Source organism: [Phormidium] sp. LEGE 05292, from assembly GCF_015207735.1.
Taxonomy (GTDB): Bacteria; Cyanobacteriota; Cyanobacteriia; order Cyanobacteriales; family Aerosakkonemataceae; genus Floridanema.
On record NZ_JADEWG010000051.1, the window covers coordinates 19156 to 41866 of the forward strand.

General features: G+C 39.9%; 18 protein-coding genes. 10 read left to right on the forward strand and 8 right to left on the reverse strand.

Annotated features, from left to right (window positions below):
• Positions 1-106 precede the first annotated feature (106 nt).
• Positions 107-286 carry a hypothetical protein gene (locus tag IQ264_RS15790; RefSeq protein ID WP_193981751.1) on the forward strand — a complete coding sequence of 60 codons (180 nt, stop codon included), beginning with the start codon at positions 107-109 and terminating at the stop codon, positions 284-286.
• Positions 287-302: 16 nt separating this feature from the next.
• Here the strand turns inward: IQ264_RS15790 and IQ264_RS15795 are convergent, their stop codons facing one another.
• The 4 genes from IQ264_RS15795 to IQ264_RS15810 all read right to left on the reverse strand — a co-directional run bounded on the left by IQ264_RS15795 (position 303) and on the right by IQ264_RS15810 (position 3840).
• Complete coding sequence (locus IQ264_RS15795) at positions 303-731, reverse strand: response regulator (RefSeq protein WP_193981752.1); 429 nt, start codon at positions 729-731, stop codon at positions 303-305.
• Between the two features lie 224 nt (positions 732-955).
• Positions 956-1936, reverse strand: a complete 981-nt coding sequence (locus tag IQ264_RS15800) for an NF038130 family PEP-CTERM protein (RefSeq protein ID WP_193981753.1) — start codon at positions 1934-1936, stop codon at positions 956-958.
• Positions 1937-2188: 252 nt separating this feature from the next.
• A complete protein-coding gene (locus IQ264_RS15805) occupies positions 2189-3358 on the reverse strand; it encodes an LL-diaminopimelate aminotransferase (RefSeq protein WP_193981768.1) in 1170 nt (389 codons plus the stop codon).
• 149 nt (positions 3359-3507) lie between these two features.
• Entirely contained in the window at positions 3508-3840 is a 333-nt protein-coding gene (locus IQ264_RS15810) for a thioredoxin family protein (protein WP_193981754.1), read from the reverse strand.
• On the opposite strand from IQ264_RS15810, the gene IQ264_RS15815 reads away from it, so the two are divergent.
• Together IQ264_RS15815 and IQ264_RS15820 are read left to right on the forward strand one after the other, a co-directional pair.
• Positions 3821-3985 (forward strand): hypothetical protein, encoded by a 165-nt coding sequence (locus IQ264_RS15815; protein WP_193981755.1) that lies wholly within the window; start codon positions 3821-3823, stop codon positions 3983-3985. The genes IQ264_RS15810 and IQ264_RS15815 overlap by 20 nt on opposite strands.
• Positions 3986-4296: 311 nt before the next feature.
• Positions 4297-5094, forward strand: coding sequence for a PEP-CTERM sorting domain-containing protein (locus IQ264_RS15820; RefSeq protein WP_193981756.1), 798 nt, complete (start codon positions 4297-4299; stop codon positions 5092-5094).
• 65 nt (positions 5095-5159) lie between these two features.
• Here the strand turns inward: IQ264_RS15820 and topA are convergent, their stop codons facing one another.
• Positions 5160-7847, reverse strand: coding sequence for a type I DNA topoisomerase (gene topA / locus IQ264_RS15825; RefSeq protein ID WP_193981757.1), 2688 nt, complete (start codon positions 7845-7847; stop codon positions 5160-5162).
• A gap of 428 nt (positions 7848-8275) precedes the next feature.
• On the opposite strand from topA, the gene IQ264_RS15830 reads away from it, so the two are divergent.
• The 4 genes from IQ264_RS15830 to cobJ all read left to right on the forward strand — a co-directional run bounded on the left by IQ264_RS15830 (position 8276) and on the right by cobJ (position 12749).
• Positions 8276-8455: a BrnT family toxin gene (locus IQ264_RS15830; RefSeq protein WP_228061575.1), complete on the forward strand. Its 180-nt coding sequence runs from the start codon at positions 8276-8278 to the stop codon at positions 8453-8455.
• Positions 8442-8747 (forward strand): hypothetical protein, encoded by a 306-nt coding sequence (locus IQ264_RS15835; RefSeq protein ID WP_193981758.1) that lies wholly within the window; start codon positions 8442-8444, stop codon positions 8745-8747. Before IQ264_RS15830 ends, IQ264_RS15835 begins: the two co-directional genes overlap by 14 nt.
• 191 nt (positions 8748-8938) lie before the next feature.
• The gene (locus IQ264_RS15840; RefSeq protein WP_193981759.1) at positions 8939-10495 is read left to right on the forward strand and encodes an NAD(P)H-quinone oxidoreductase subunit N; all 1557 of its coding nucleotides are present in this window, start codon (positions 8939-8941) and stop codon (positions 10493-10495) included.
• Between the two features lie 316 nt (positions 10496-10811).
• The gene (cobJ, locus tag IQ264_RS15845) at positions 10812-12749 is read left to right on the forward strand and encodes a precorrin-3B C(17)-methyltransferase (protein WP_193981760.1); all 1938 of its coding nucleotides are present in this window, start codon (positions 10812-10814) and stop codon (positions 12747-12749) included.
• A 434-nt stretch (positions 12750-13183) separates the two neighbouring features.
• Here cobJ and IQ264_RS15850 read toward each other — a convergent pair whose 3' ends face one another.
• Positions 13184-13729, reverse strand: coding sequence for a DUF2726 domain-containing protein (locus IQ264_RS15850; RefSeq protein WP_193981761.1), 546 nt, complete (start codon positions 13727-13729; stop codon positions 13184-13186).
• Positions 13730-13909: 180 nt separating this feature from the next.
• On the opposite strand from IQ264_RS15850, the gene IQ264_RS15855 reads away from it, so the two are divergent.
• Positions 13910-17329, forward strand: coding sequence for an NACHT domain-containing protein (locus IQ264_RS15855; protein ID WP_193981762.1), 3420 nt, complete (start codon positions 13910-13912; stop codon positions 17327-17329).
• 399 nt (positions 17330-17728) lie between these two features.
• Here the strand turns inward: IQ264_RS15855 and IQ264_RS15860 are convergent, their stop codons facing one another.
• Positions 17729-18295: a transposase gene (locus tag IQ264_RS15860; protein ID WP_193981763.1), complete on the reverse strand. Its 567-nt coding sequence runs from the start codon at positions 18293-18295 to the stop codon at positions 17729-17731.
• 67 nt (positions 18296-18362) lie between these two features.
• Here IQ264_RS15860 and IQ264_RS15865 point away from each other — a divergent pair, with 67 nt between their 5' ends.
• Positions 18363-18851: a cupin domain-containing protein gene (locus IQ264_RS15865; protein WP_193981764.1), complete on the forward strand. Its 489-nt coding sequence runs from the start codon at positions 18363-18365 to the stop codon at positions 18849-18851.
• 227 nt (positions 18852-19078) lie between these two features.
• Positions 19079-20452 (forward strand): CmcI family methyltransferase, encoded by a 1374-nt coding sequence (locus tag IQ264_RS15870; protein WP_228061576.1) that lies wholly within the window; start codon positions 19079-19081, stop codon positions 20450-20452.
• A gap of 56 nt (positions 20453-20508) precedes the next feature.
• Here IQ264_RS15870 and IQ264_RS15875 read toward each other — a convergent pair whose 3' ends face one another.
• Complete coding sequence (locus IQ264_RS15875) at positions 20509-22155, reverse strand: ABC1 kinase family protein (protein WP_193981765.1); 1647 nt, start codon at positions 22153-22155, stop codon at positions 20509-20511.
• Positions 22156-22711 lie beyond the last annotated feature (556 nt).

The following is a 22711-nucleotide window of genomic DNA, read 5'->3' on the forward strand; positions in this document are numbered from 1 at the left end:
TTAAATTTATGAAGAACTAGATAAAATTCGGAGAAATACTAGGTTAAATTAAAAATACGAATTCCGTCAAAAGTTCTGTTCACGCAATTAAACACTGGTTAAAAATATGTCTCTAGAAGATCTACAAACCGATTATAGAGAAGCCTTAGATGAAACGCTCAATCATCTAAATGTAGTCAATTTATTAGTGGCGCAAATAGAATCTAAAATGGAAGAAGTGAGAGATTCTATGCTAACTCTCTGCCAAGTCGTTGAACAAATCATAGAAACACAAAACCAACAATAAACTTAGGTAAAATTTTCTATTTTGTTAAACCACCCAAAATTTCTTGAATTGCGTCGCGTAACTGAGAAAGATTGATTGGTTTAACGAAATATTTTTTCGCCCCTAAACTTAAGGCACGTTGTTGATCTGATTTAAAAGCATAAGCGGAAACAACAATGATTGGCACTTGTTGAGCGATCGGTAATGCTTGCAATTCTTTAAGTATACTGTAACCATCAAGGTGAGGAATTTTTAGGTCTAGTAAAATTAGGTCTGGTTGAAAATTAGACAAGGCCCAAAAGAATGCTTTACCATCTGCGATCGCTAACACCTGATATCCCAAACAACTCAAGTAATCACTCAATAGCTGTCGAGAAATTTCATGGTCTTCAACCAGTAGAATACGACTAGATAAAAATTGTTGTTTTTTTGAATTAATAACAGAATTTTGTCCTGATTTCGCCATAATTTTAGCACAGTTAAAATTCCAGTGTAATTTCCAGCAATCCCATTGCCTGCTAATTTAGTAAAACATTAATAAGCTGTCTATGAAATAGTCGGGAATTCGTTAGTTTGGGTTGACCGCTTTTCCCTAGATAAAAAAATAATAGCTAATTGGCTGTGGGCAATTAGCTATTACTTAGAGACTATAGTGTATTGAAGAAAATAAGTAACCAACTGGAAAATAACTTATCCAGCTTGCTGTTGTTTACGTTTGGCTGCTAACAAACAACCCAAACTAACTAAACCAAATACTACGGAAGGTTCTGGTACTGATGCAGGAGGAGGAGGAGGAACAACACCTGCAAGTTTAACTTCGTAGTTGCCGCTGTGAGACTTACCATCACCAACTTCGAGTAAGTTAGTTTTTGTCGCGCTAAAGCTGTAAAGCAACTTCTCAATACCACCATAGTTAACCTTGACTACTTCACTGACTTGGAAGCCATCTTTAATAAAGTTGGCATAGCTTCCTAAGATAGGAGCATAGTAGGCTTTGGCATCGTAGTGACCTGCTAAACCAATCAAGAGGTCGCTACCACTGGTGGTGACGTAAGAAATATTGGGGTCACTGCTGCGTTGGAAACCTTTCACTTCATTGCTTAAATAGGCGTTGTAGACAAACCCACGTACTTGATCGCTAGTAGCTGCGTTCCAAGTATTTTTCACCAGCTGTTGTGCCAATGGATTTGTAATTGAGCCTTTCTGAATTATTGAATCAGCAATCGCGCCTCTTAACCCAGTTTCTTGGGTATTCAAACCTGCTTGGACATAAAATTCGTTAAACCATTGATTAGCAAAGTTATTGACACCGTAGGCTGTATTTAAGCTTGAGCCAAACCAATCTGCTGCGGTCAAGCTGCTGAGGGTAAGGGATTTACCTGCTACTGTACCTTGGACGCTCGTAACGTTCTGGGATGCTAAAAAGCTTGCTAGGTTGACTTGTTCGCTGCTGGCATAAAGTTCTATGTTACCGCCAGGAGAACTGCTGTTGCCTGCCAAAATGCTATTTAAGTTGGCATTAGGATTGAGGAAGGTGCTGGTGCTATTGGCATCGTAGAGTAGATAGTCGGTGCCGGATACGGTAAAAGCAGAAGCAGCGGTGGACGCAAGCACGTTTACACTAGCAACAACTGATGCGCCGATTAAAAACTTCTTCATAATACTAGACATTTTAGTGATCTCCAGAATCTACAGGTGTGTTTACAGCCGAGCCAATTACTAGGGTTGAGTGCTTGATTCTTATATAGATGCAATTTCTAAGATTTTATAGATTTATTATGCACTCAGAGATTGCGATGGTCTTTCTTTCATCCTAAGTTTATTCTATGCAATTAGCAGACTGCAATAGGTGAAATTTATTTATCTTTCACCTAAAGTTTCCATGAAGAATTCCGCAAACAGAAGTTTTTTTTGCCAGTGATTTTACGGATACAAAAATTTCGAGATTCTGGTTACTGCTGTTTCGAGAATTTGTGGTTGATGTACTAGAGCAAATCTGACATAACCCTCCCCAAATCTACCGAAACCTGCCCCAGGCGCTACGGCAACCCCCGTATTTTCTACGAGTTTAGCGGCAAAAGTGAGGGAATCACTAGCCCAAGCTTCTGGTAATTTTGCCCAAATGTACATAGTTGCGGGGGGGGTTGGTACTTCCCAACCGATGCGATGTAGGGCTTGGATAAAGGTGTCGCGCCGATCGCGCAAAATTGCCACATTTGATTTAACGTTATCTTGGGGGCCACTTAAAGCGGCGATCGCACCATTCAAAATTCCCTGATATTGGTTAAAATCAACTGCTGCTTTGACTTGGCGTAAAGCCTTAATTAAAGCTGGATTACCAATGGCAAAACCGATGCGAAAACCACCCATGTTATAGGATTTAGACAGGGTGAAAAATTCGATCGAAACGGTTTTTTCTGGATCGGCTTGTAAAATTGAAGGGGCAATATCCTCAGAAAATACTAAATCCAGGTAAGGGAAATCGTGAACTAGCACCAAGTTATGTTGCTGACAGAAAGCCACTGCTTTTTGGAAGAAAGATAACGGTGCGATCGCAGTTGTTGGATTATGAGGATAGCTCAATACCATCATTTTTGCTTGAGCTAAAATCCCTTGGGGAACTTCTTCAAACACAGGCAAAAACCCATTTTCTGCCCGCAATGGCATGGGGTAAATTTGACCACTAGCTAGGTAAACACCTCCCATGTGCGAAGGATAACCAGGATCTAAAAGTAGAGCAAAATCCCCTGGATTCAGAACTGCTAAAGGTAGATGGGCAGTTCCTTCTTGAGAACCAATTAAAGGTAATACTTCGGTTTCAGGATCGACAGAAACCGCGAATTTTTTTGTGTACCAATCAGCAGCGGCTTGGCGAAATTCTCTAGTGCCGTGAAATAACAAATAACCGTGAGTACTAGTATCGGTTAAAGCTTGTGCGATCGCATCAGTAATATGATTAGCTGCTGGTAAATCCAAAGATCCTAAAGACAGATCGATAACTGACAAACCTGATGCTCTAGCTTTAGCTTTCGCTTGGTCCATATCAGCGAAAACATTATGTTGTAGAGGTTCTAAACGTTTAGCAAATTGCATATTCATAAAATTTTACTTCTTTCATGGTTCATCAGACCTCTTGCAAAAATATATTTTGGTTAAAAATTGCTTGAAGGTCAAAGGGTAAAGGTCAAAGGATTTTTCCCTTTTTCTCTTTCCCTTTTCCCTAATTTCTACAAGAAGTCTAATTACTGATTTGACAGATGTGCTTCTAGCGTATCGATGATTTTCTGTTTGGTAATGAGTCCCTCAACAGATTCAATCAACTTGCCAGTTTTAAACAACCTGAGTCCAGGAAGTCCTTCCACGTTGTAGTTTTTTACTGCAATGGGGTTAGGATCTACTTCCATTTTGACTACTTTTAGGCGATCGCCATAAGTTTGGGCTACCGAACTAACCAATGGAGTCATCAATCGGCATGGCCCACACCAATCTGCCCAGAAGTATACTAATACTGGCTGCGTCGCTTTCAGCACTTCGGCTTCAAAGTCAGAATCGACGATGGTTATCACGCTGCTCATAGCACACCCAACAACAGTCAATTATCAGCTTATCCCACTCAACACCCTAATCGAACAAGTTTTTCCCAAGGTACAGTGCGTTCGTTGGTATATTTTTGCTCAAGAAGCCCTAACCGCCTCCGTTTCTATGTTGGCGCAAAATTAGCCAAAACTATATATTTAACAAGAGAAAACTTTAAAAACTCTTCATCAAAACTAAGTGGAAATACGAAAATTCGCTTGTAAATTATATGCTAGCGTGTGTTAGCGTGCATCTATACCTAACTTTCAGAGGGTTGTCTATTAAGAAAAATCAACTAAAAATCCAGAGTATTTACTACTTGTGTTCATCACAGCATTCTGAATGATAGGCGATTAGTGCTAAAGGCTGTGCGATCTACTTACTCCCTCTGAATAGCAGTTACATCAGCAATTTTCATAATTCATACCCACTTAAAGTTGGGAGGGAGTACCCTAATGAGAAGCTTTACAATCAAAGATTACTGTCAAATTGGCTTGTCCCTAACTGCCTTGAGTGTTGCAGCTTTCATCAATGCTGAGTCAGCAAAAGCCGCAACCTTTTCCGTTGGTGGTTATACTTGGGATGCTGCCAACTCGGTAGTTAGTGGATCGATCGTGTCAGGCAGCCAAAACATCTCCGGTTTTCCTGCTTTTTTCATGGGAAATCAACCAGAAGTTGCTAATAAAACAGTCGGCTCAATTTTAGGTTTTGGTTCCGATACCTCAGTAGAACTTGGTGACGACAAAAATCGTGGCGTAATTGAACTCAATTGGGGTTCTGGAATGTCTTTAGCAAACGCAGCTGGCAAAGACTTTGTAGTATACGAAAACGGTAGTTGGAGTGCACCAGAAGCATTTGCCGTAGCTGTTCGCAAAGTTGGTCAGAACACTTTTAGCCAGTTTCTCTATCAATTTAGTAATGGTTTTGAAACTCCCGTTTTTGCCACAGGTTTTGATCTAAGCGATTTTGGCATTGGTGAAAATGAAGAAATTGATGCTATTCGCATCATGAATTTAATTGCAACCGATAAAGTAAGTGGCGCTGACGGACAAGGTTTTGTGGGAGGTAACTTTGACCCCTTAACTGGTCCATTTGGCCTTGGAAGTTATACTGCTGATAAGTTCGATTCTGATATTACTTATGTAGTAGGTCTGCATTCCCCAAAACCAGTACCTGAACCAAGTTCTATCTTGAGTTTACTAGCCTTGGGTACTCTGGGTATTACTTCTAGACTAGTACGCAGAACTTTGTAATTAGTGACAAGAGGGAATAAGAGAAAATAATATTTCCCTCTTGCTTTTTCCTTTTCCACTGCCACCTAAGAAGTTTTCTTCTTGCTAGTTGTAGTTTTAGTTGTCTTTTTGGCAGTGGTGGTTTTTTCGCTAGTTTTAGTTGCCGCAGTAGTTTTCTTGCTAGTAGAAGAAGTGGTTGATTTCTTCGACTTACTAGTAGATTTAGTCGATTTTTTAGCGGCTAAAACTTCCAAAGCCTTTTCCAAAGTGATCGTTTCTACAGTTTCTCCTTCTGGAATCGCCGCATTGGTTTTCCCATGCTTGATATAAGAACCATAAGGGCCTTCGTAAATATTTACTGGTTCATCATCATTGGGGTGATTGCCTAATTCTTTTAAAGGTGTTTTCGTCTTGGAACGAGCACCGCCTCTGGTTTTCTTGGGTTCAGCCAATATTTCTAATGCACGATTGAGGTCAACTGTCAATACATTATCGCTGGCTTTCAGAGAGCGAAATTCTTTACCTTCCTTGCCTTGGTCGTAGACAACGTAAGGGCCAAAACGTCCTAAGCCCGCCTGGATTTTGCCTCCGGTTTCTGGGTGAACGCCGAGATGTCGGGGTAAAGCAAGTAGACCTAAAGCCATTTCCAGGGTAACGTCTTCTTGGTTAATACCTTTTGGCAAGGAAGCGCGTTTGGGCTTTTTGTTTTCTTCGGAAACTTCACCTAGTTGGACATAAGGGCCATAAGTACCGATGAGAATAAAAATTGGTTCCCCAGTTTCTGGGTCGATACCGAGTTTTTCTGGCCCTTCGGTTTTTTGCCGGAGGATGGTTTGTACTTGTTCTGGGTCTAAGTCAGCGGGTGTGAGGTCTTTAGGAATAGAAGCGGTTACTACACCATCGCCATTTTCAGCTTCGATGTAGGGGCCAAATTTGCCGATTCTGACTTTAGCGGCTAGGTTTTCTAGTTCTACGGTACGGGCTTCTCCTGGGTCAATTTGACTTTCCCGTTCTTTGACTTGGGTTTCTAAGCCTGTTTCTCCCTGATAGAATTGCCGCAGGTAGGGTAGCCATTGGGCTTCACCTGTGGCGATGTCGTCTAGGGTTTGTTCCATTTGGGAGGTAAAGCTGGTGTCTACCAAGTCGGGGAAATGTTTTTCTAACAGACTGGTGACGGCGAAGGCGGTGAAGGTGGGAACTAGGGCGTTGCCGTTCATTTGGGCATAGCCGCGATCGATAATTGTACTAATAATGCTGGCGTAAGTACTCGGACGACCAATACCTTCACTTTCTAAGGTTTTCACCAAAGAGGCTTCGGTGTAACGGGCGGGTGGTTGAGTTTCGTGACTAACGGCTTCCAGTTCCTTACAATTAGGATGATCCCCGACTTTTAATGGTGGCAGAATTACTTCTTGGTCTTCAATAGCTGCGTCTGGGTCGTCAGAACCTTCCACGTAAGCGCGTAAGTATCCGGGAAAGTCGATGCGTTTACCAGTGGAACGGAAACCTGCCTCTTCTACTTGCAAGTCTACGGTAATTAAAGTTTGGCGGGAGTCTGCCATTTGGGTGGCGACGGTACGTTTCCAAATTAAATCGTACAGTCGGAATTCTGAACCACTTAGTCCGGTTTCTTGGGGGGTGCGGAAAGTGCTACCTGCGGGACGAATGGCTTCGTGGGCTTCTTGTGCGCCTTTGCTTTTAGTGGTGTATTTGCGGGGTTGGGGGCTGAGGTATTGAGTACCGTACATTTGTTCGACGCAGTTCCGGGCAGCTGCGATCGCTTGTTCCGACAAATGCACCGAATCTGTCCGCATATAGGTAATATAGCCCTGCTCGTACAAACTTTGAGCAATCCGCATGGTGTCACGGGCGGAAAGGTGCAGTTTGCGGTTAGATTCCTGTTGTAATGTGGAAGTGGTAAAGGGCGGGGCTGGTTTGCGAGTTACTGGACGTTCTTCAATATTGCTAACTGTCCAAGTTTTGTCTAAAAGTCTTTCTCGCAAAGCCAAAGCTTCGGCTTCGTTGAGGACAACTACATTGCGTCCGACGATGATTTGCCCGGTAGTTTCGTCAAAATCGCTGCCAGTGGCGACTTTTGTCCCCGCTAAACTGACTAATTTCGCATCAAAAGGCGATTTTTGCTGTTCTAAAAGGGCTTTTAAATCCCAATAAGTTGCTTGATGGAAGGCGCGACGCTGACGTTCTCTTTTCACCAACAGACGAACGGAAACGGACTGGACTCTTCCGGCTGAGAGTCCCCAAGCGATTTTTTTCCAAAGAAGGGGCGAGAGGGTGTAACCTACGAGTCGGTCTAGGATACGCCGAGTTTCTTGGGCGTGGACTAACTGTTCGTCGATGTCGCGACAGTTTTTTAAGGCTTTGCGGATAGCGTCTTGGGTAATTTCGTGAAATACCATCCGCTTAATAGGAACTTTGGGTTTTAGAACTTGCTTTAAGTGCCAGCTGATGCTTTCCCCTTCACGGTCTTCGTCAGTTGCCAGTACGAGTTCGGTAGCTTCTTTGAGGGCATCTTGTAGTTGTTTAACTACTTTCTTCTTTTCTTTGGGGATCACATACAGGGGTTCAAAGTCTGCTTCTACGTTCACTCCCAACTGTGCCCATTTTTCCCCTTTGACAGTTTCGGGTATTTCGTCAGCAGATGAGGGCAAGTCGCGGACATGACCCATCGATGCTTCTACCCGGTAGCTGGAGGGGAGGAAGTTGCGAATGGTGCGTGCTTTGGTGGGTGATTCGACTATAACAAGGGTTGACATGAGAACTTATACAACAGCAGCTAGGCTAGAGAGTTCAATTTAGAGTACTTTTTTGCCCAATTGTCAATAGGGGCTTAGGAAGGCTCCAAGGTAGAGGGCAGAGGGCACAAAGGTTACTGGGTACTGGGTATTGGGTATTGGGTATTGGGTAAACTCTCCCCCCATCTCCCCATCCTCGCGTCTGTCTCAACCAACTACTTTTGACCATACTATTTACACTTATATAGGATAGGAATCACTACAGTTTGATTTACTGTACGGTTTAAGCCTTGTGTGCTAAGGGTTTGAGGAATTTATTTTGGTTGAAGCAAGTTTGTTAACTTTCTTTATTCACTGTTTGCCGTCACTCTGGAATTGCTGAGTTGGAGTTGCGATAGGACTATGCCAAGCTAATGCGATTTGGCTAGGCCACGCTGACGCGATCGCTCTTGAGTAATAAACTTTTATTTTATAATATCCAAAATCTTGAACTTCGCAATTTCTTCTGGGAATATTTTCTAGCTCAACGATTGTTAGTGGTGATTTATGTAGAACGTCAAGTGCGAATCCGAATTATTTCCGCTCGTCCTGCTACCCGTAATGAAAGGAAATTATATGAACAATCATGAGGAAGAAGTTAATTTACAGTTACGTCCCCGATCTACTGAAACAATTTGTCTCGAAATTCCTCAAGATACTTTAAAATCTTTGCAGGAAGTAGCACAAATGCGGGATATGTCTTTGTCTGCTTTGCTAAAATTTTATATTGGGCAAGGATTAAGAGAGGATTTAGCTAGGATGTTTGGCGATCGCATCATCGAAAAAACTGCTCAAGTTCTATCTCGACACATTGATTCTCCAGAAGAAATCTCTACTATTATTGCAGAAATTCAAGGGGAAATTGTACCCAGAAATCGCTGATTGATAAAGTTAAATTTGGCGTTAGGGAGCAATTTTGGGTATAAGTCTTAACCAATACTAACGGTAGATTGGGGTTTATTTGTGGAATCTCAATAGCCGGAAACGGGAAAAGTTGTTGAATATGTGACGGAGAACGCAATAATATTAAGTGTCCTGGTCTGTATGGCTAATCTCCAAATTTTATAGGATCTATGAGTTTTGCTGAACTTGCAGCACAGCTAAATGCTGGAACAATTTTGCCAGAGTCAATTGTAATTGCCACACTGATTGTAGTGATAATGGTTGACTTAATTGTGGGGCGGACTTCGACGCGCTGGACACCTTATCTAGCAGTCGCAGGTTTACTCGCCTCCGTTGTCGCCCTTTTCTCTCAATGGGATATAAATAACCCGGTCTCATTTTTGGGTGGCTTTAACGGTGATGCCTTAAGTGTAGTGTTTCGCGGCATTATCGCTTTGTCCGCAGCAGTGACAATTTTGATGTCGATTAGCTACATTGAGCAATCAGGCACTTCTTTGGGCGAATTTGTGGGAATTTTACTCACGGCGACTATTGGAGGAATGTTTCTCTCTGGCGCAAATGAGTTGGTGATGATTTTCATCAGCTTGGAAACTCTGAGTATCTCTTCTTACTTGCTGACAGGTTACACTAAGCGCGACCCTCGTTCTAATGAAGCGGCGTTAAAATACCTGTTAATTGGCGCTTCTAGTACGGCGATTTTCCTCTATGGCGTATCTTTGTTGTATGGTTTGTCCGGTGGGGAAACTAAGTTAAGTGCGATCGCTGCTGGGTTAGCTGCTGGTAGTGGTCAATCTTTGGCTTTGGTAATTGCTTTAGTATTTGCTATTGCGGGTATTGCATTTAAAATTTCGGCTGTACCTTTCCACCAATGGACTCCTGATGTTTATGAAGGTTCTCCTACTCCGGTAGTTGCTTTCCTTTCAGTTGGTTCAAAAGCGGCTGGGTTTGCTTTAGCTATTCGTTTAATGGTGACAGTTTTCCCATTAGTTAGCGAACAGTGGCATTTCATTTTTACCGCCCTTGCTATTCTCAGCATGGTGTTAGGAAATGTGGTGGCTTTGACTCAAACTAGCATGAAGAGATTGTTGGCTTATTCTTCGATCGCTCAAGCTGGTTTTGTCATGTTAGGCTTAATTGCTAGTACGGAAGCGGGTTACTCCAGCATGGTGTTTTATATGTTGGTTTACCTGTTCATGAATTTGTGCGGTTTTATCTGCGTAATTCTGTTTTCCTTACGGACGGGAACTGACCAAATTAGTGAATATTCTGGGTTATACCAAAAAGATCCGCTGTTGACTTTGGGTTTGAGTATTTCTCTGCTTTCTTTGGGTGGAATTCCACCTTTGGCTGGATTTTTTGGCAAGTTATATCTGTTTTGGGCTGGTTGGCAAGCTGGTCTTTACCTGTTAGTTTTGTTAGGTTTAATTACCAGTGTGGTTTCGATTTACTACTACATTCGTGTGGTAAAAATGATGGTAGTAAAAGAACCTCAAGAAATGTCCGATGCAGTAAAGAATTATCCGCCTATCAGTTGGAATTTTTCAGGAATGCGGGCTTTACAAGTTGGTTTGGTTGTGACTTTAATTGCTACTTCTCTGGCTGGTATTTTGTCAAATCCTCTGTTTAATTTGGCTAATGGTTCGGTTGCTAAAACTGAAATGTTGCAATCAGCTGTTATTAGTTCACAGGTGGTGGAAGCTACTACTCAGGTGTCGGTTATTAAATAGTGAGTTGGTCAAAAGAGAGTTAGAATTAACAGAACGCCTGACTTTTTAGGTCGGGCGTTTTTTTAACCACAGATGTCCACAGATGAACACAGATGAACACAGATGTTTTTTTAGGTTTTTTGTTGGGTTGCGGAGACTTTTTTTGAAACGCAGATGAATGCAGATGAACGCAGATGAACGCAGATATTTTTTTAGCTTTTTTGTTGGGTGCAGGAGGTTTTTTTGGGAACGCAGATGAATGCAGATAAACGCAGATGAACACAGATGTTTTTTTAGGTTTTTTGTTGGGTTTTAGAGGTTGATTGTTTAACCGCAGATGAATGTAAATGAACGTAGATTTAATTTAATTTTGGCTGATTTTTTGCCGATTGCTGCGATCGCTACTACTCCTGGTGCTGCTAAAGTTTTGTTACCTGTTTGTCTGTCGATAGGTGCAGATCTTTGGGTTTCGGAATCTTTGGGGGAAATTAAGGGATCTCAGGTTTATTCTGGTTCTTTAAGGGAACATATTGCTCATATTTGGTCGCAATATCACGGTTTTATTTTTGGTTTGGCAACTGGCGCTGTTGTTAGGTTAATTGCACCTTTATTGAAAGATAAATCTGTCGATCCGGCGGTTATTGTTATTGATGAAAATGGTAAATTTGTAATTAGTTTATGTGGTGGTCATCAAGGTGGTGCGGATCGGTTGGCGCGTGCGATCGCACTCTCATTAAATGCTACCCCAATTTTAACTGGTGCGGCTAATGGTTTGGGTTTACCTGCTGTCGATTTGTTGGGTGTTCCTTTCGGTTGGAATAAAGGCGCAGGTGATTGGACGAAAGTCGCTGCTACTATTGCCAAAAATGAACCTGTTCAAGTAATCCAAGAAGTCGGTTCTACTCTCTGGCAAAATCATCTTCCTAAAGGTCATCCTTTCTATTTTGAAGATCCAGAAAACCAACTACCATCTACCAACTACCAACTACCAAAAGCCAGAATTTGGATCAGTTTCACCCAAAGAAGGTTTTCCCCTGATTCTGATTTACCGAAAGTACAATGGCATCCGAGAGTTTTATGGTTAGGAATTGGTTGTGAAAGAGGAAGTTCTAAAAAGTTAATTGAAAGTGCAATTCAACAGGTTTGTCAAAAGTATCATTTGGCGGAAAGTGCGATCGCCGGAATTGCTACAATTGATATTAAAGCTGATGAAGTTGGTTTAATCGAAGTTTGTCAGGAAAAAAATTGGCCTTTAAAAACTTTTTCGGCGGAAATTTTAGGTAAAATTAATGTACCCAATCCTTCAACTATTGTCGCTGCGGAAGTGGGAACTCCTAGTGTAGCGGAAGCTGCGGCTATTTGTGCTGGATTAGAAATGACAGGCAAGATGCTTGTCCTACAAGATTGGACTAATTTATTAGTAAAAAAACAAATTTTTCGTTTAGAAGGAGAACGCGGGGCTGTGACAATTGCTGTGGGATTATCAGAGAAGGAATATAGCGATCGTACTGGGAAAATTTTACTAATTGGTACGGGGCCTGGTCAATTAGAACAAATGACTATTGCTGCACAAATGGCAATTTCTCAAGCTGATGCTGTGGTTGGTTATTCTTTATATATCGATTTGATTTCGCCGCTATTAAAACCTGGTCAAATAGTGGAATCTTTGCCCATTACTCAGGAAGTGGAAAGGGCGAAAAAAGCGATCGAATTGGCAGATAAAGGTTTAACTGTGGCGGTGATTTCTTCGGGAGATTCCGGCATTTATGGCATGGCTGGTTTAGTATTAGAAGAACTGCAAGCACATGGTTGGGATGGGCAAGTTCCGGGTGTGCAAGTGTTTCCCGGAATCACTGCTTTACAAGCTGCTGCTTCTTTGGTGGGTGCGCCGTTAATGCACGATTTTTGCGCTGTTAGTTTGAGCGATTTATTAACACCTTGGTCTGTGATTGAAAAGCGATTGATTGCAGCAGCAGAAGCGGATTTTGTGACAGCTTTATATAATCCGAAATCCCAAACTCGCACTGAACAAATTGCTTTTGCTCAACAGATTTTTTTAAAGTATCGTAATCCGACTACACCAGTGGCGATCGTCCGTTCCGCTTATCGGGAAACCCAAGAAATTACGATTACTACTTTAGAAAAGTTGCTGGAAAGCTCGATCGATATGTTGACAATTGTGTTAATTGGTAACTCAAATACGCTGGTTCATGGGGATTGGATGATTACGCCAAGAGGTTATAAGGTTGGTGTGATTGAATATAGCGATTTCTAGGATTTAAGGAGTTTTTGGAATACTGTAGGGGCGAAGCATTCGGGCGACTATCTCTGAGAAAAACCGATAATTTATATGTCCGAATGCTTCGCCCTTGCCTCGGCGACAATTGAACTATACAAATACTATTTCTGGTAAAAACCGACAATTCATATATACAAATGCTATCTCTGGTAAAAACCGACAATTGAACTATACAAATGCTATCTCTGGTAAAAACCAACAATTGAACTATACAAATGCTATCTCTGGTAAAAACCAACAATTCATATACCCAAATGCTTTTAATCTCTTGGGGATAACATAAAATTAAATTATTTTTATATTGTCGCGGGGGCAGGGCGAAGCATTCGGGATTTAAATATTTTGGCAGTGCGTCATAAATTGTCGCCCGAATGCTTCGCCCCTACAAAAGGAAAAATTCTTAACAGAGATTACAAAAAACTCAGCAAAAAAGCTTCTAGTTCTGCCCATCCTTGTTGAGTAATTATGTTGTAAATAACTTCGTGTTTTTCGTTGGGTGTGTAGAAGCGATAATATCTTTGATCTTCTGCGATTCTTCGCACGTAAATGAGGGGAACATTGACAGAGGCGAGGAGTTTGGCTTTTTTGCGATCGCGCAACTGTGCTTCTAAGGAATCATGCCAGTGAGATTGGCATTCTACTACTAATTTGGCTTTGCGGTTGGTGGGGAAAGTGCGATCGATTAAAGCAATATCTACTTTGGAACTAACCCAAAATTTCCAAATTTCATCGGGGAGACGAGAGAAATTTTCTGGACGAGAGCAGATGATTTCTAATGGTACTTGGGGACAGTAACGGAAGCGATTTCCTAAAATTAGTTCGAGAAGGTCAATAATCATTATTTCCAATTCATTGATGATTTCTCCGTTTTGGAAGTGGGGAAAAGTTTGCATTGAATCATCATCACTGTTGAAGTCGAAGTTTTCTGAATTTTTGTAGTCGAAAGCGTAAGCCATTGGCTGAATTTGAACTCGATAATTTGAGGTTATCGAGATAGAGTTGTTTAGCCCAGAGATAATAAGTGCAGTTAACTAATGCTGTTAGAGAACCCTTAACTGCACTTATCCGCACTCCCACATCACCTATGCGGTTGGCTAGAGTATAAAAGACGACTAGCGCAATAACTGATAACAGCAATGACAACAGCCAGCAAGAGAAGAAGAGGTTTTCTAGCAAGTAGAGAAGGGTTAGCAATCTTAGAAGCGGAGAGACTGAAAAAGGGTTTTACCCATGAGACGCTTACAGAAGCAGCAAAACTTAATAGCGATGATCAGGTAAGAAGGCTATTTAATCCGCACTGGGGTAAGGGGATTCAAAGAGATGCAATAGAAAAGATTGCTGCGGTATTAGAATTGCAACCTACAGAATTTATTGAAGATTGGCTTCCCAAATGCAGAAGTTCTAAACAAAAACAAACAGTTATGAACCCAAATGATATTGATTTACGGGAAGTCTGCTTAGTCATGCTGGAACAACAACAGAAAGAACAGCGAATTAGACGAAAAGCAACTGAACAGGGATTTGAGCTTAAGGTTTATGTGCCATTGGGATTGGTGGAACGTCAAAAGCAACAGCGCCGCAGTGGAAATGTGCCAATGGATTTGGTGCATCAATTGGAAAAGGAAGTTATTACTCGCATTTACCAGCATGATGAATTTCTAAATGATGTAATTGGACACGAATTTGTTGGTAAAAATAAGCATATTGCTATTGTTGGTGAACCGGGAGCAGGTAAAACAACATTACTCGATAACATTGCTACTTATATTCAAAAAAATACTGAAGATTTACCGATTTGCATTTCTTTGGCAAGTTTGCAAGGAAGGAATCTCAAAAATTATATTCTTGAGGAATGGCTACCGGAAGCATTATCACTAACTTACCCTGATATTGATGTAGAGACGTTGCATGAAACGTCTCTACAAAAACGTTTGCGCCAAGGTGGGGTTTGGTTGTTGTTGGATGGCGTTGATGAAATGGGGGAAACTAATATACTTGAAAAAATTCAAAGTCAGCTTACTGATTGGCTGGGTAAAGTGCGGGTTGTGTTGACTTGTCGCACTAATGTTTGGGATGCTAAAACTAACAATCCACTTACAGGTTTTGAGACTTATAAAACTCAGAATTTTAGTCAGGGAGATGTCCGGCGCTTTATTAAGCAGTGGTTTGGATTTGCGAGGAAACCACAGTTAGGTAAAGTTCTGCGGGAAAAGCTCAATGAACCACAAAGCGATCGCATTCGTCAACTAGTAGAAAATCCGTTACGGTTAGCTTTGCTATGTCAAGTTTTTAATCGTGATGAAAAAGCGGAACTCCCCGAAACAAAAGCAGGTCTTTATGAGTTGTTTGTTCGCTATTTTTACGAGTGGAAACCAACGTTGTCTAGTGTTGATTGGACAACTCAACTAGGATTAAAGGAAGAATTACATCAAGCTCTTGGTCGATTATCTATAGCGGGATTAGATAGTGATGCTCGATTTCGATTGCCAGAAAGTTTAATTAAAAAAGAATTGGATGATCGGCTTTTTAAGTTAGTTTGGGAATTAGGTTGGCTGAATTTGGTAGATAGGGAAGCTAAAAATGATGAATCTGTTTATGCTTTCTTTCATCCTACTTTTCAGGAATATTTTGCGGCAGTTGTTATAGATGATTGGGGTTATTTTTTGCCCAAATTACATAATAATCAAAACCCTAAGCTTGTGCAAGATAGATATCGGATTTTTGAGCCGCAATGGGAAGAAGTGATTTTAATATGGGTTGGTCGAAATAATGTTCAAACAAAGGAATTTATTGAATCTTTATTAATGTTCAGAGATGGATGTGGAAATGAAAATTTTTATTGGTATCGAGCTTGGTTTCTCGCAGCAAAGGGTATTGTCGAGTTTAAAAACTGCGATCCTAGTTTAGTTGATAAAATTATTTGGCAACTCATACAATGGAGTTGCACAAGAAGGTGGGTAATGTCTGATCCCCTTTCTGATGAGGCAAGAGATGTATTGCCAAAAACTAACACGATTAGAGCAATTTATTATTTAACTCTTGTACTACGCAGTGAGCAGTCTGAGCCAATTCATTTACTTGCTGCCACCAGCTTGGTAAAAATTGCTCCTGGTTATCCCGAAGCTATTGATACTCTAATAAAACTAATGCGTTACTCTCAGTGGGAACCTAATGAATGGTTAGCGGCTAGGGTTTTATTGAGTATTGATCCTAATCACCCAGAAGCAACAGAAAAGTTAGCAGATGACTGGGCATGGGAAATACATCAAAATTCATTGCAAACGTTTTATGAAAAGTCTGAAACTATTGCTAAGGTGATTAAAATATTATGCTTTAGCTCAGATAAATTATCTTGTCTACAGGCTGCTGAAAACTTATTAAAAATAGAAGAACTTGAACATTCTTCCATTGTTTCGATGTTAGTTGATGCACTTCGCGCTAATAAAGATACAGTTGCTTGTCTTATAATCGCTGAACTTCTTGGAAAAATAGGATATAAAAATCAAGATGCCATTACTTTTTTAATTAGACTAGCCTATACTCAGAATCTGTCTGATGATTCAGTTATAACTGAAGGCTTTGACAGTTTTTCGAGAGGTTTATTACTGATTCATATTCGTAAGCAGGCTGTAGAAAGCTTAGGCAAAATTGCTTTTGGTAATATAGATGCTATTAATGCTTTAACTTATATGCTTAAAAATGAATCAAATCAAAAGATCAAACACCAAGTCGCTGTAAGCTTGGTGAATATAGATCCGACTAATCAAGAAGTAATTCCTGTATTAATTGAGTTTCTAAGTATAGAACAATCCAGAAACGATATCCCTTTTCTAAAAGATGAACTGCTTCTGTCAGCCCGAACTATCTTATTTATGGCTCTCCTTAAGGGAAGTTTTCATCGAGAAGTTGTGATGGGATTAAAGGACTGCGTGCAAGAGTATGTAGATAAGCAGCATCGTGTCCTTAGTAATCGTCTTCAGTTCTGCTATGAACTTGTCTGGCACTGCGCCCAAAACATGAGTTACCCGGAATTTTATAAAGCTTGGCACGAACCCGCTACCACGCATCTAGAAGCACTTGATAACATTCAAGTTGGTAAATCTTCTATTACTCAAAAGCTCAACTTTACTCAACTTCCTTCAATTCTTGATTCTGCCATTGCTAAAGATGATGAACTCAACAAAGCAATAAAACTAATTTGCATTGATGGCAGCTACTTCTCAGAGCCAAATAACCCTGCTACTGATATCTATATTGAAATGGTAGAACAAGGTTGTCCAGAAAAGCAGGAAGAACCAAACACAATGCAACAACTTAAAAAGTACTGGCGATTAGATTTGAGAAAGCTAGAAAAACGAATTGCTTTGCTATTTTACAACTCGAAGAACGATCGCACCCTAAACCCATCCTTCCTATCCGATATCGCTACCTTTGGCGGTACAATTGCCATTATTAGCGATGAACATTGTAACAATGTAAGGCTAATTTCTCCCAACGATCCGAACCTCATTGATACAGTATTAAAATGGCTGAGGAGAAAAATTTTAGAAGATTAAAAATGACAACAAATAATTGTGTTATATCTTATTTTTATCTTTGTAGGGGCGAAGCATTCGGGCAACTATTTCTGATGAAAACCGACAATTCATATACCCGAATGCTTCGCCCTGCCTTGGCGACAATTCAGATATACGAATCCTTTGTGTAAACAAAAACCAACAATTTATCTATCCGAATGCTTCGTCCTGCCTTGGCGACAATTCAGATATACGAATCCTTTCTTGGGTAAAAAATCAGAATTGTCATATTTTAGTTTAGAGTAGTTTTCATATTGTCGCGGGGGCAGGGCGAAGCATTCGGGATTTAAATATTTTGGCTGTGTGTCATAAATTGTCGCCCGAATGCTTCGCCCCTACAAATTTATGGAATTGTGGAATTATGGAATTAAAGCAAATTTAAATCGGTTTAAATTTGGTAATATTTTCTTCATCGTCTTCCCATGTCAAGGGGTTTTCAATAATGTAGCGTCTGATATTATTATAGGCTTGTTCATCACGGATGATTTGTTCGTAGTAATTACGTTGCCAAATTGTGCCAGAATTTCGCGTTATGCGGTTAACTTGGCGAGTACTTACTGATTTTAAGTTTTGCAAAATTGCACCCAAGGAACCTGCTTTAGTTCCATTGGGTAAAGATGTTTGCGGGTTTGTTTGGGCTGTTAATAATTGGTTGTTAGTAATATTATTTTGCTGTTCGGTAATCATAATAATTCCATGTACGTGATTGGGCATAATTACAAAAGCATCGAGTTCAATAAATGGGAAATGACGGGGTAAATTATGCCAAACTGCGGCAACGGTTTCACCTGCAATATTTGGCTGCATGATACCATTGATAATTTCGCCTAGTAAACATCGCTTTTGGTGGCAGCAAATAGTGAAATAATATGCACCTTCTTGGGAATAATCATATCCTTTGACGCGAATTGAACGGCGATGGTGAATATCAGGATTATAATTCATACTAGGCAAAATTTTATTGCGTTTTTATTATATGGTAATATTAATCTGCTGTCATTAAATAGAAAAAATGAAAAAATTAACCTCAATCTTCCCAATAATTGTATTAGCATTTTTTGGTACAATAGCTATAGCCAAATCTCAACAAACACCTCCACCCGTTAATAGTTACACTCAATCTGTAAATCGTGAAGTTTTAGCTAGCGGTTATCCCAGCGAAGCAGAAGGTCGAATTTTAGAATTAGTGCGTTACACCATTCCTGCTGGTGCTAATCTTCCGGTTCATATCCATCCCGGAATGCAAATTGAACGAGTTGAATTTGGCACTTTAACTTATACTGTTGTTAAAGGTTCTGCAAAGATTGTTAGAGCCGATCGCACTGAAGAAACTCTTCAAGCAGGACAAACAACTTTACTTAAAGTAGGAGATTCATTAGCTGAACCTGGGGGAATGGTGCATTATGGAAAAAACGAAACTGCAAGTCCTGTGATTCTCCTTTCCGCCTCACTATTTGAAGCAAATAAACCCAAAGCAATTTTGTCCAAAGAAAATAGATGAATTAATCGGTTAATTACACATTCCACGAATTTGAATTACCAGTACAGGCTACGCCAACGCGACATATTTCTGCTAAATTGAATCTGTTGTTTTTCCCGAACTGAAATTGACAGCGTTGCAAATTTTTCAGGCAGGTCATGGTTAAATAAGATAAGGCTGTTAGCACGCAAAAAGTTCTTCAGTCAGAAGCCATAATAGAAAAATAATTTAGAGAACAGAGAAGTGGAATGTCTGACTATTTATCTGAACCGGAAAAAGTTCTAGTGCAGCAAGTGCAAGAAATGATGCAACTAGCAATTAACTCACTCAATAGCGATCGACCAGTTGATGCTCTGCGAATTGCGGAAAAAGCATCATCAATGGGGGTAAATGTACCAGAAATGCACTATCTCAGGTCTCTTTGTTTGTCTAATGTGGGACGGCATAAAGAAGCCCTAGCCGCAGCACAAGCGGAATTACTGCTCAACCCAAACCATGCCAAAGCACAAGCTCAAGTTGACAATTTAACTATAATCTTATGTAAATCGGAAACAAAAATTCCCACTCAGGAACGTACTTGGAACACAACACTTTCATACGACATCCTTCTGTCTATTCAAAAAGCCAGTATGACTCATTCATATCGTGGCATTCCCCTGCTGAAAAATCCTTTCGACTTGGCGATTTATCCCGTCTTAATTTGGAATTTAAAACCGCGTACAATTATAGAGATTGGTTCTAAGGATGGAGGTAGCGCTTTATGGTTTGGGGATATTTTAAATAATTTTGCTATTGACGGACATATTTATTCGATCGATATAGTTAAAGTGACTTCCTTAACACATCCTCGTGTAACTTTTATGGAGGGTAATGGAAGAGCATTATCAGAAACATTGACATCAGAATTTCTCAATAGCTTACCTCACCCATTATTGGTAATCGAAGATGCAGACCATGCTTACGAAACCAGTAAAAACGTTTTAGAATTTTTCCATCCTTATCTGAAAAAAGAAGAATATATTGTGGTTGAAGATGGAATTATTTCTGATTTAATGCAAGATCCTTCATATACCAGTGGCCCCCATCTGGCATTAAAAGAATTTTTGGCAAAATATCAAGATCAATATGAGATAGATAGCAGCTATTGTGATTACTTTGGGTATAATATAACCTGGTGTACAAATGGGTTTCTCAAAAAATTAACTGATTCACCAGAGTCTAATAAATTCATTTATGGCTTAAAGCTCAGAGAAATTAATTTAATTGCCTTCCCGGATTGGCAACAACCTGAAGATCTGCTTTATTTTGAGTTAGAAAGGGTAATTAGTAGTCTTTTAAATCATTATGATAAAAACAAAATAGCGTTACTATTTGATACTACTAATATCTCTGAAGAAGATGCAAATCTAACTTTATCTGCGGTAGCTATAAATCTGCTCATGGAAGCAGAGATAGAGGAAACAGATATTCCAGAAATTATCTTGATGCCAAAGATTAGCTCAAGGCAGTGGTCCGATCTGTTGCCTCAAATTCACGGTCGGATCGTTTTAGAAAATGAAAATAAACCAGCGATATTACAAGCTGGTGCAGAAAATATATCTATCTGGAAATTAGATAGCTAATTAGTAGCTATCCCGGATTTGGTATAAAAATCGACTTTTGCAAGAGGTCTAATCAATTACGATCGCAATCTCCCCGACCTTAAAATACTAATAATCAACCACAAACCCAAAAAACTCGCCACCCCAAATAAAGCATTACTCAATACAGAAAATTGGCTTGTTTGCCCTTGAGAAGAAATAATTGCCGCGCCAATAATTAAAGAACCAACTACAATACTAAAAGACAAACGATTAGCGGAAACATCCAAACTTCGCCGCAATCCATCGAAATCTTTAATAGCTAAATTCCACTTTAAAGATTCCGAGGTAACTCTGTCTAAAAGTAACTCTATTTGCCGGGGAGATTCTAACGACAAACTTTTAATATCTAAAGCTGTTCTTAATAAAGTTTGTAAGGGATTATCTCCCAACAATTGACGCTGAAATAAATCTGTCATTAATGGTTTAATTTCATCTAACAAATTCACTTCAGGGTCAAAAATCCTTGCCGATCCTTCTAAATTAGCAACGGTTTTTGCATATAAACCCATATTACTGGGTAATCTAATTCTATTTTCTCTAGCTATTTGTAAAACTTCATAAAATACCTGGGCAAAGCTGATTTTAGATAAACTTAAATTGTAATATTTTCGCAACATTCGTTCATAAGAAATTTCCAAATTTGCTAACTTTTCCGGTTCGGCAGAATCAGCTAATTGTAGAGTTAATTGAGTGCAACGTTGGGCATCCATATCGACGATCGCTAAAATCATTTCTGTCAAAATGCGCTGGCTGCGAGGGTCTAAACGCCCAACCAAACCACAATCTAGTAATGCAATTCTGCCGTCTTTTAAATAGAAGAAATTACCGGGATGGGGATCGGCGTGAAAAAATCCATCAACATAAAGTTGTTGAATAAAAGCCCTAAATAACAGCCTTGTAATTTCCCTTCTTTCCTCTTGTGGGGAAACGCCATTTGTCTGACTAAAGTTGGCTGTTAACAGTGGTTCGCCATCCAACCATTCTAAGACTAATAATTTGCGGGTGGTTAAATCCCAATAAACTTCGGGAATGACTAATTGTTGAGGATCAAACCAGCGACTTGTAGACATATTTTCGCGCAATTGTTTAGTGTAGCTGGCTTCTAAGATAAAATCTAATTCGTCTCTTAATGCTTTGGTAAATTCGTCCGCTAAACCTTTGATGTCGTAAGTTTGCCCAATTTCTGTGCGATCGACTAACTCCGCCAAACCTCTAATTAAAAAAGTATCCTGTTCAATAATGACATCAATTCCCGGACGCTGAATTTTTAACGCAACTTCTCTGCCATCGATTAATTTAGCACGATGGGTTTGAGCGATCGATCCCGCTGCGATCGGTTGAGGATTCACAAAACCAAAAACCTCTTCTAAAGGCTGTTTTAATTCTTGCCGCAAAACTACTTCAATATCTCCCCAAGAAACAGGCGGAACTGAACTTTGCAAAGTCGATAATTCTTCAATATATGATGCTGGCAAAAGGTCAGGACGAGTACTCAATAATTGTCCTAATTTGACATAAACTGGCCCTAATTCTATGAAAATTTTTCGTAAAACAGCCGGAGTTGGCAACTGCGGTTTATCCGCACTACCACCAGTTAACAACCCCCGCATATAACCCCAACCGTTACGCAAAACGACTTCGGCAATATCTCTTTGACGGGAAACAGTTTGAGTTAAAAACATAATAGGTAGTTGGTAGTAAGTAATTGGTGATTAATAATGCGCGAATGTAACTAGTATAAGAAGGTAAAGGGAAGAAGGCAGCAGGAAAGTAAGGTTTTTAAGTTTAAATAGTTATTTTTACCACCCCAGACTAGTTGTACAGCATCACTTATTTTTATCATTCATCGCACTTATGCACTGTAACATTAGCACAGTGATTTTAGCTTCTTCATAAGTGAGTATCCAAAAAGGCTTAATTTGGTACTCAGTAGATAATCTTATTTGATTGAGGTCAATTGAATAGAGATTTTAGATGAATCTGGATTTGGTGTAGTATTAAGATCAGAGGGCGAGCGAGTTTATTTTATTATGTTTCAGATTTTGCTTAAATTATAATTAAGTTATCTATAAGTGTCGCTCAATATTATGCAAATAATGTAAATTACAATTAGCTAATTTAACCGAAGTTGCTAGTTATTAATTTTTTCGGAGTTCTCCCCGTGATGTTAATAGCGAAGCTTCCGCTGTACCCCCCAAAATTCGGGGCACAGGGGAGATATCAAGGGGGGTAGTGGGG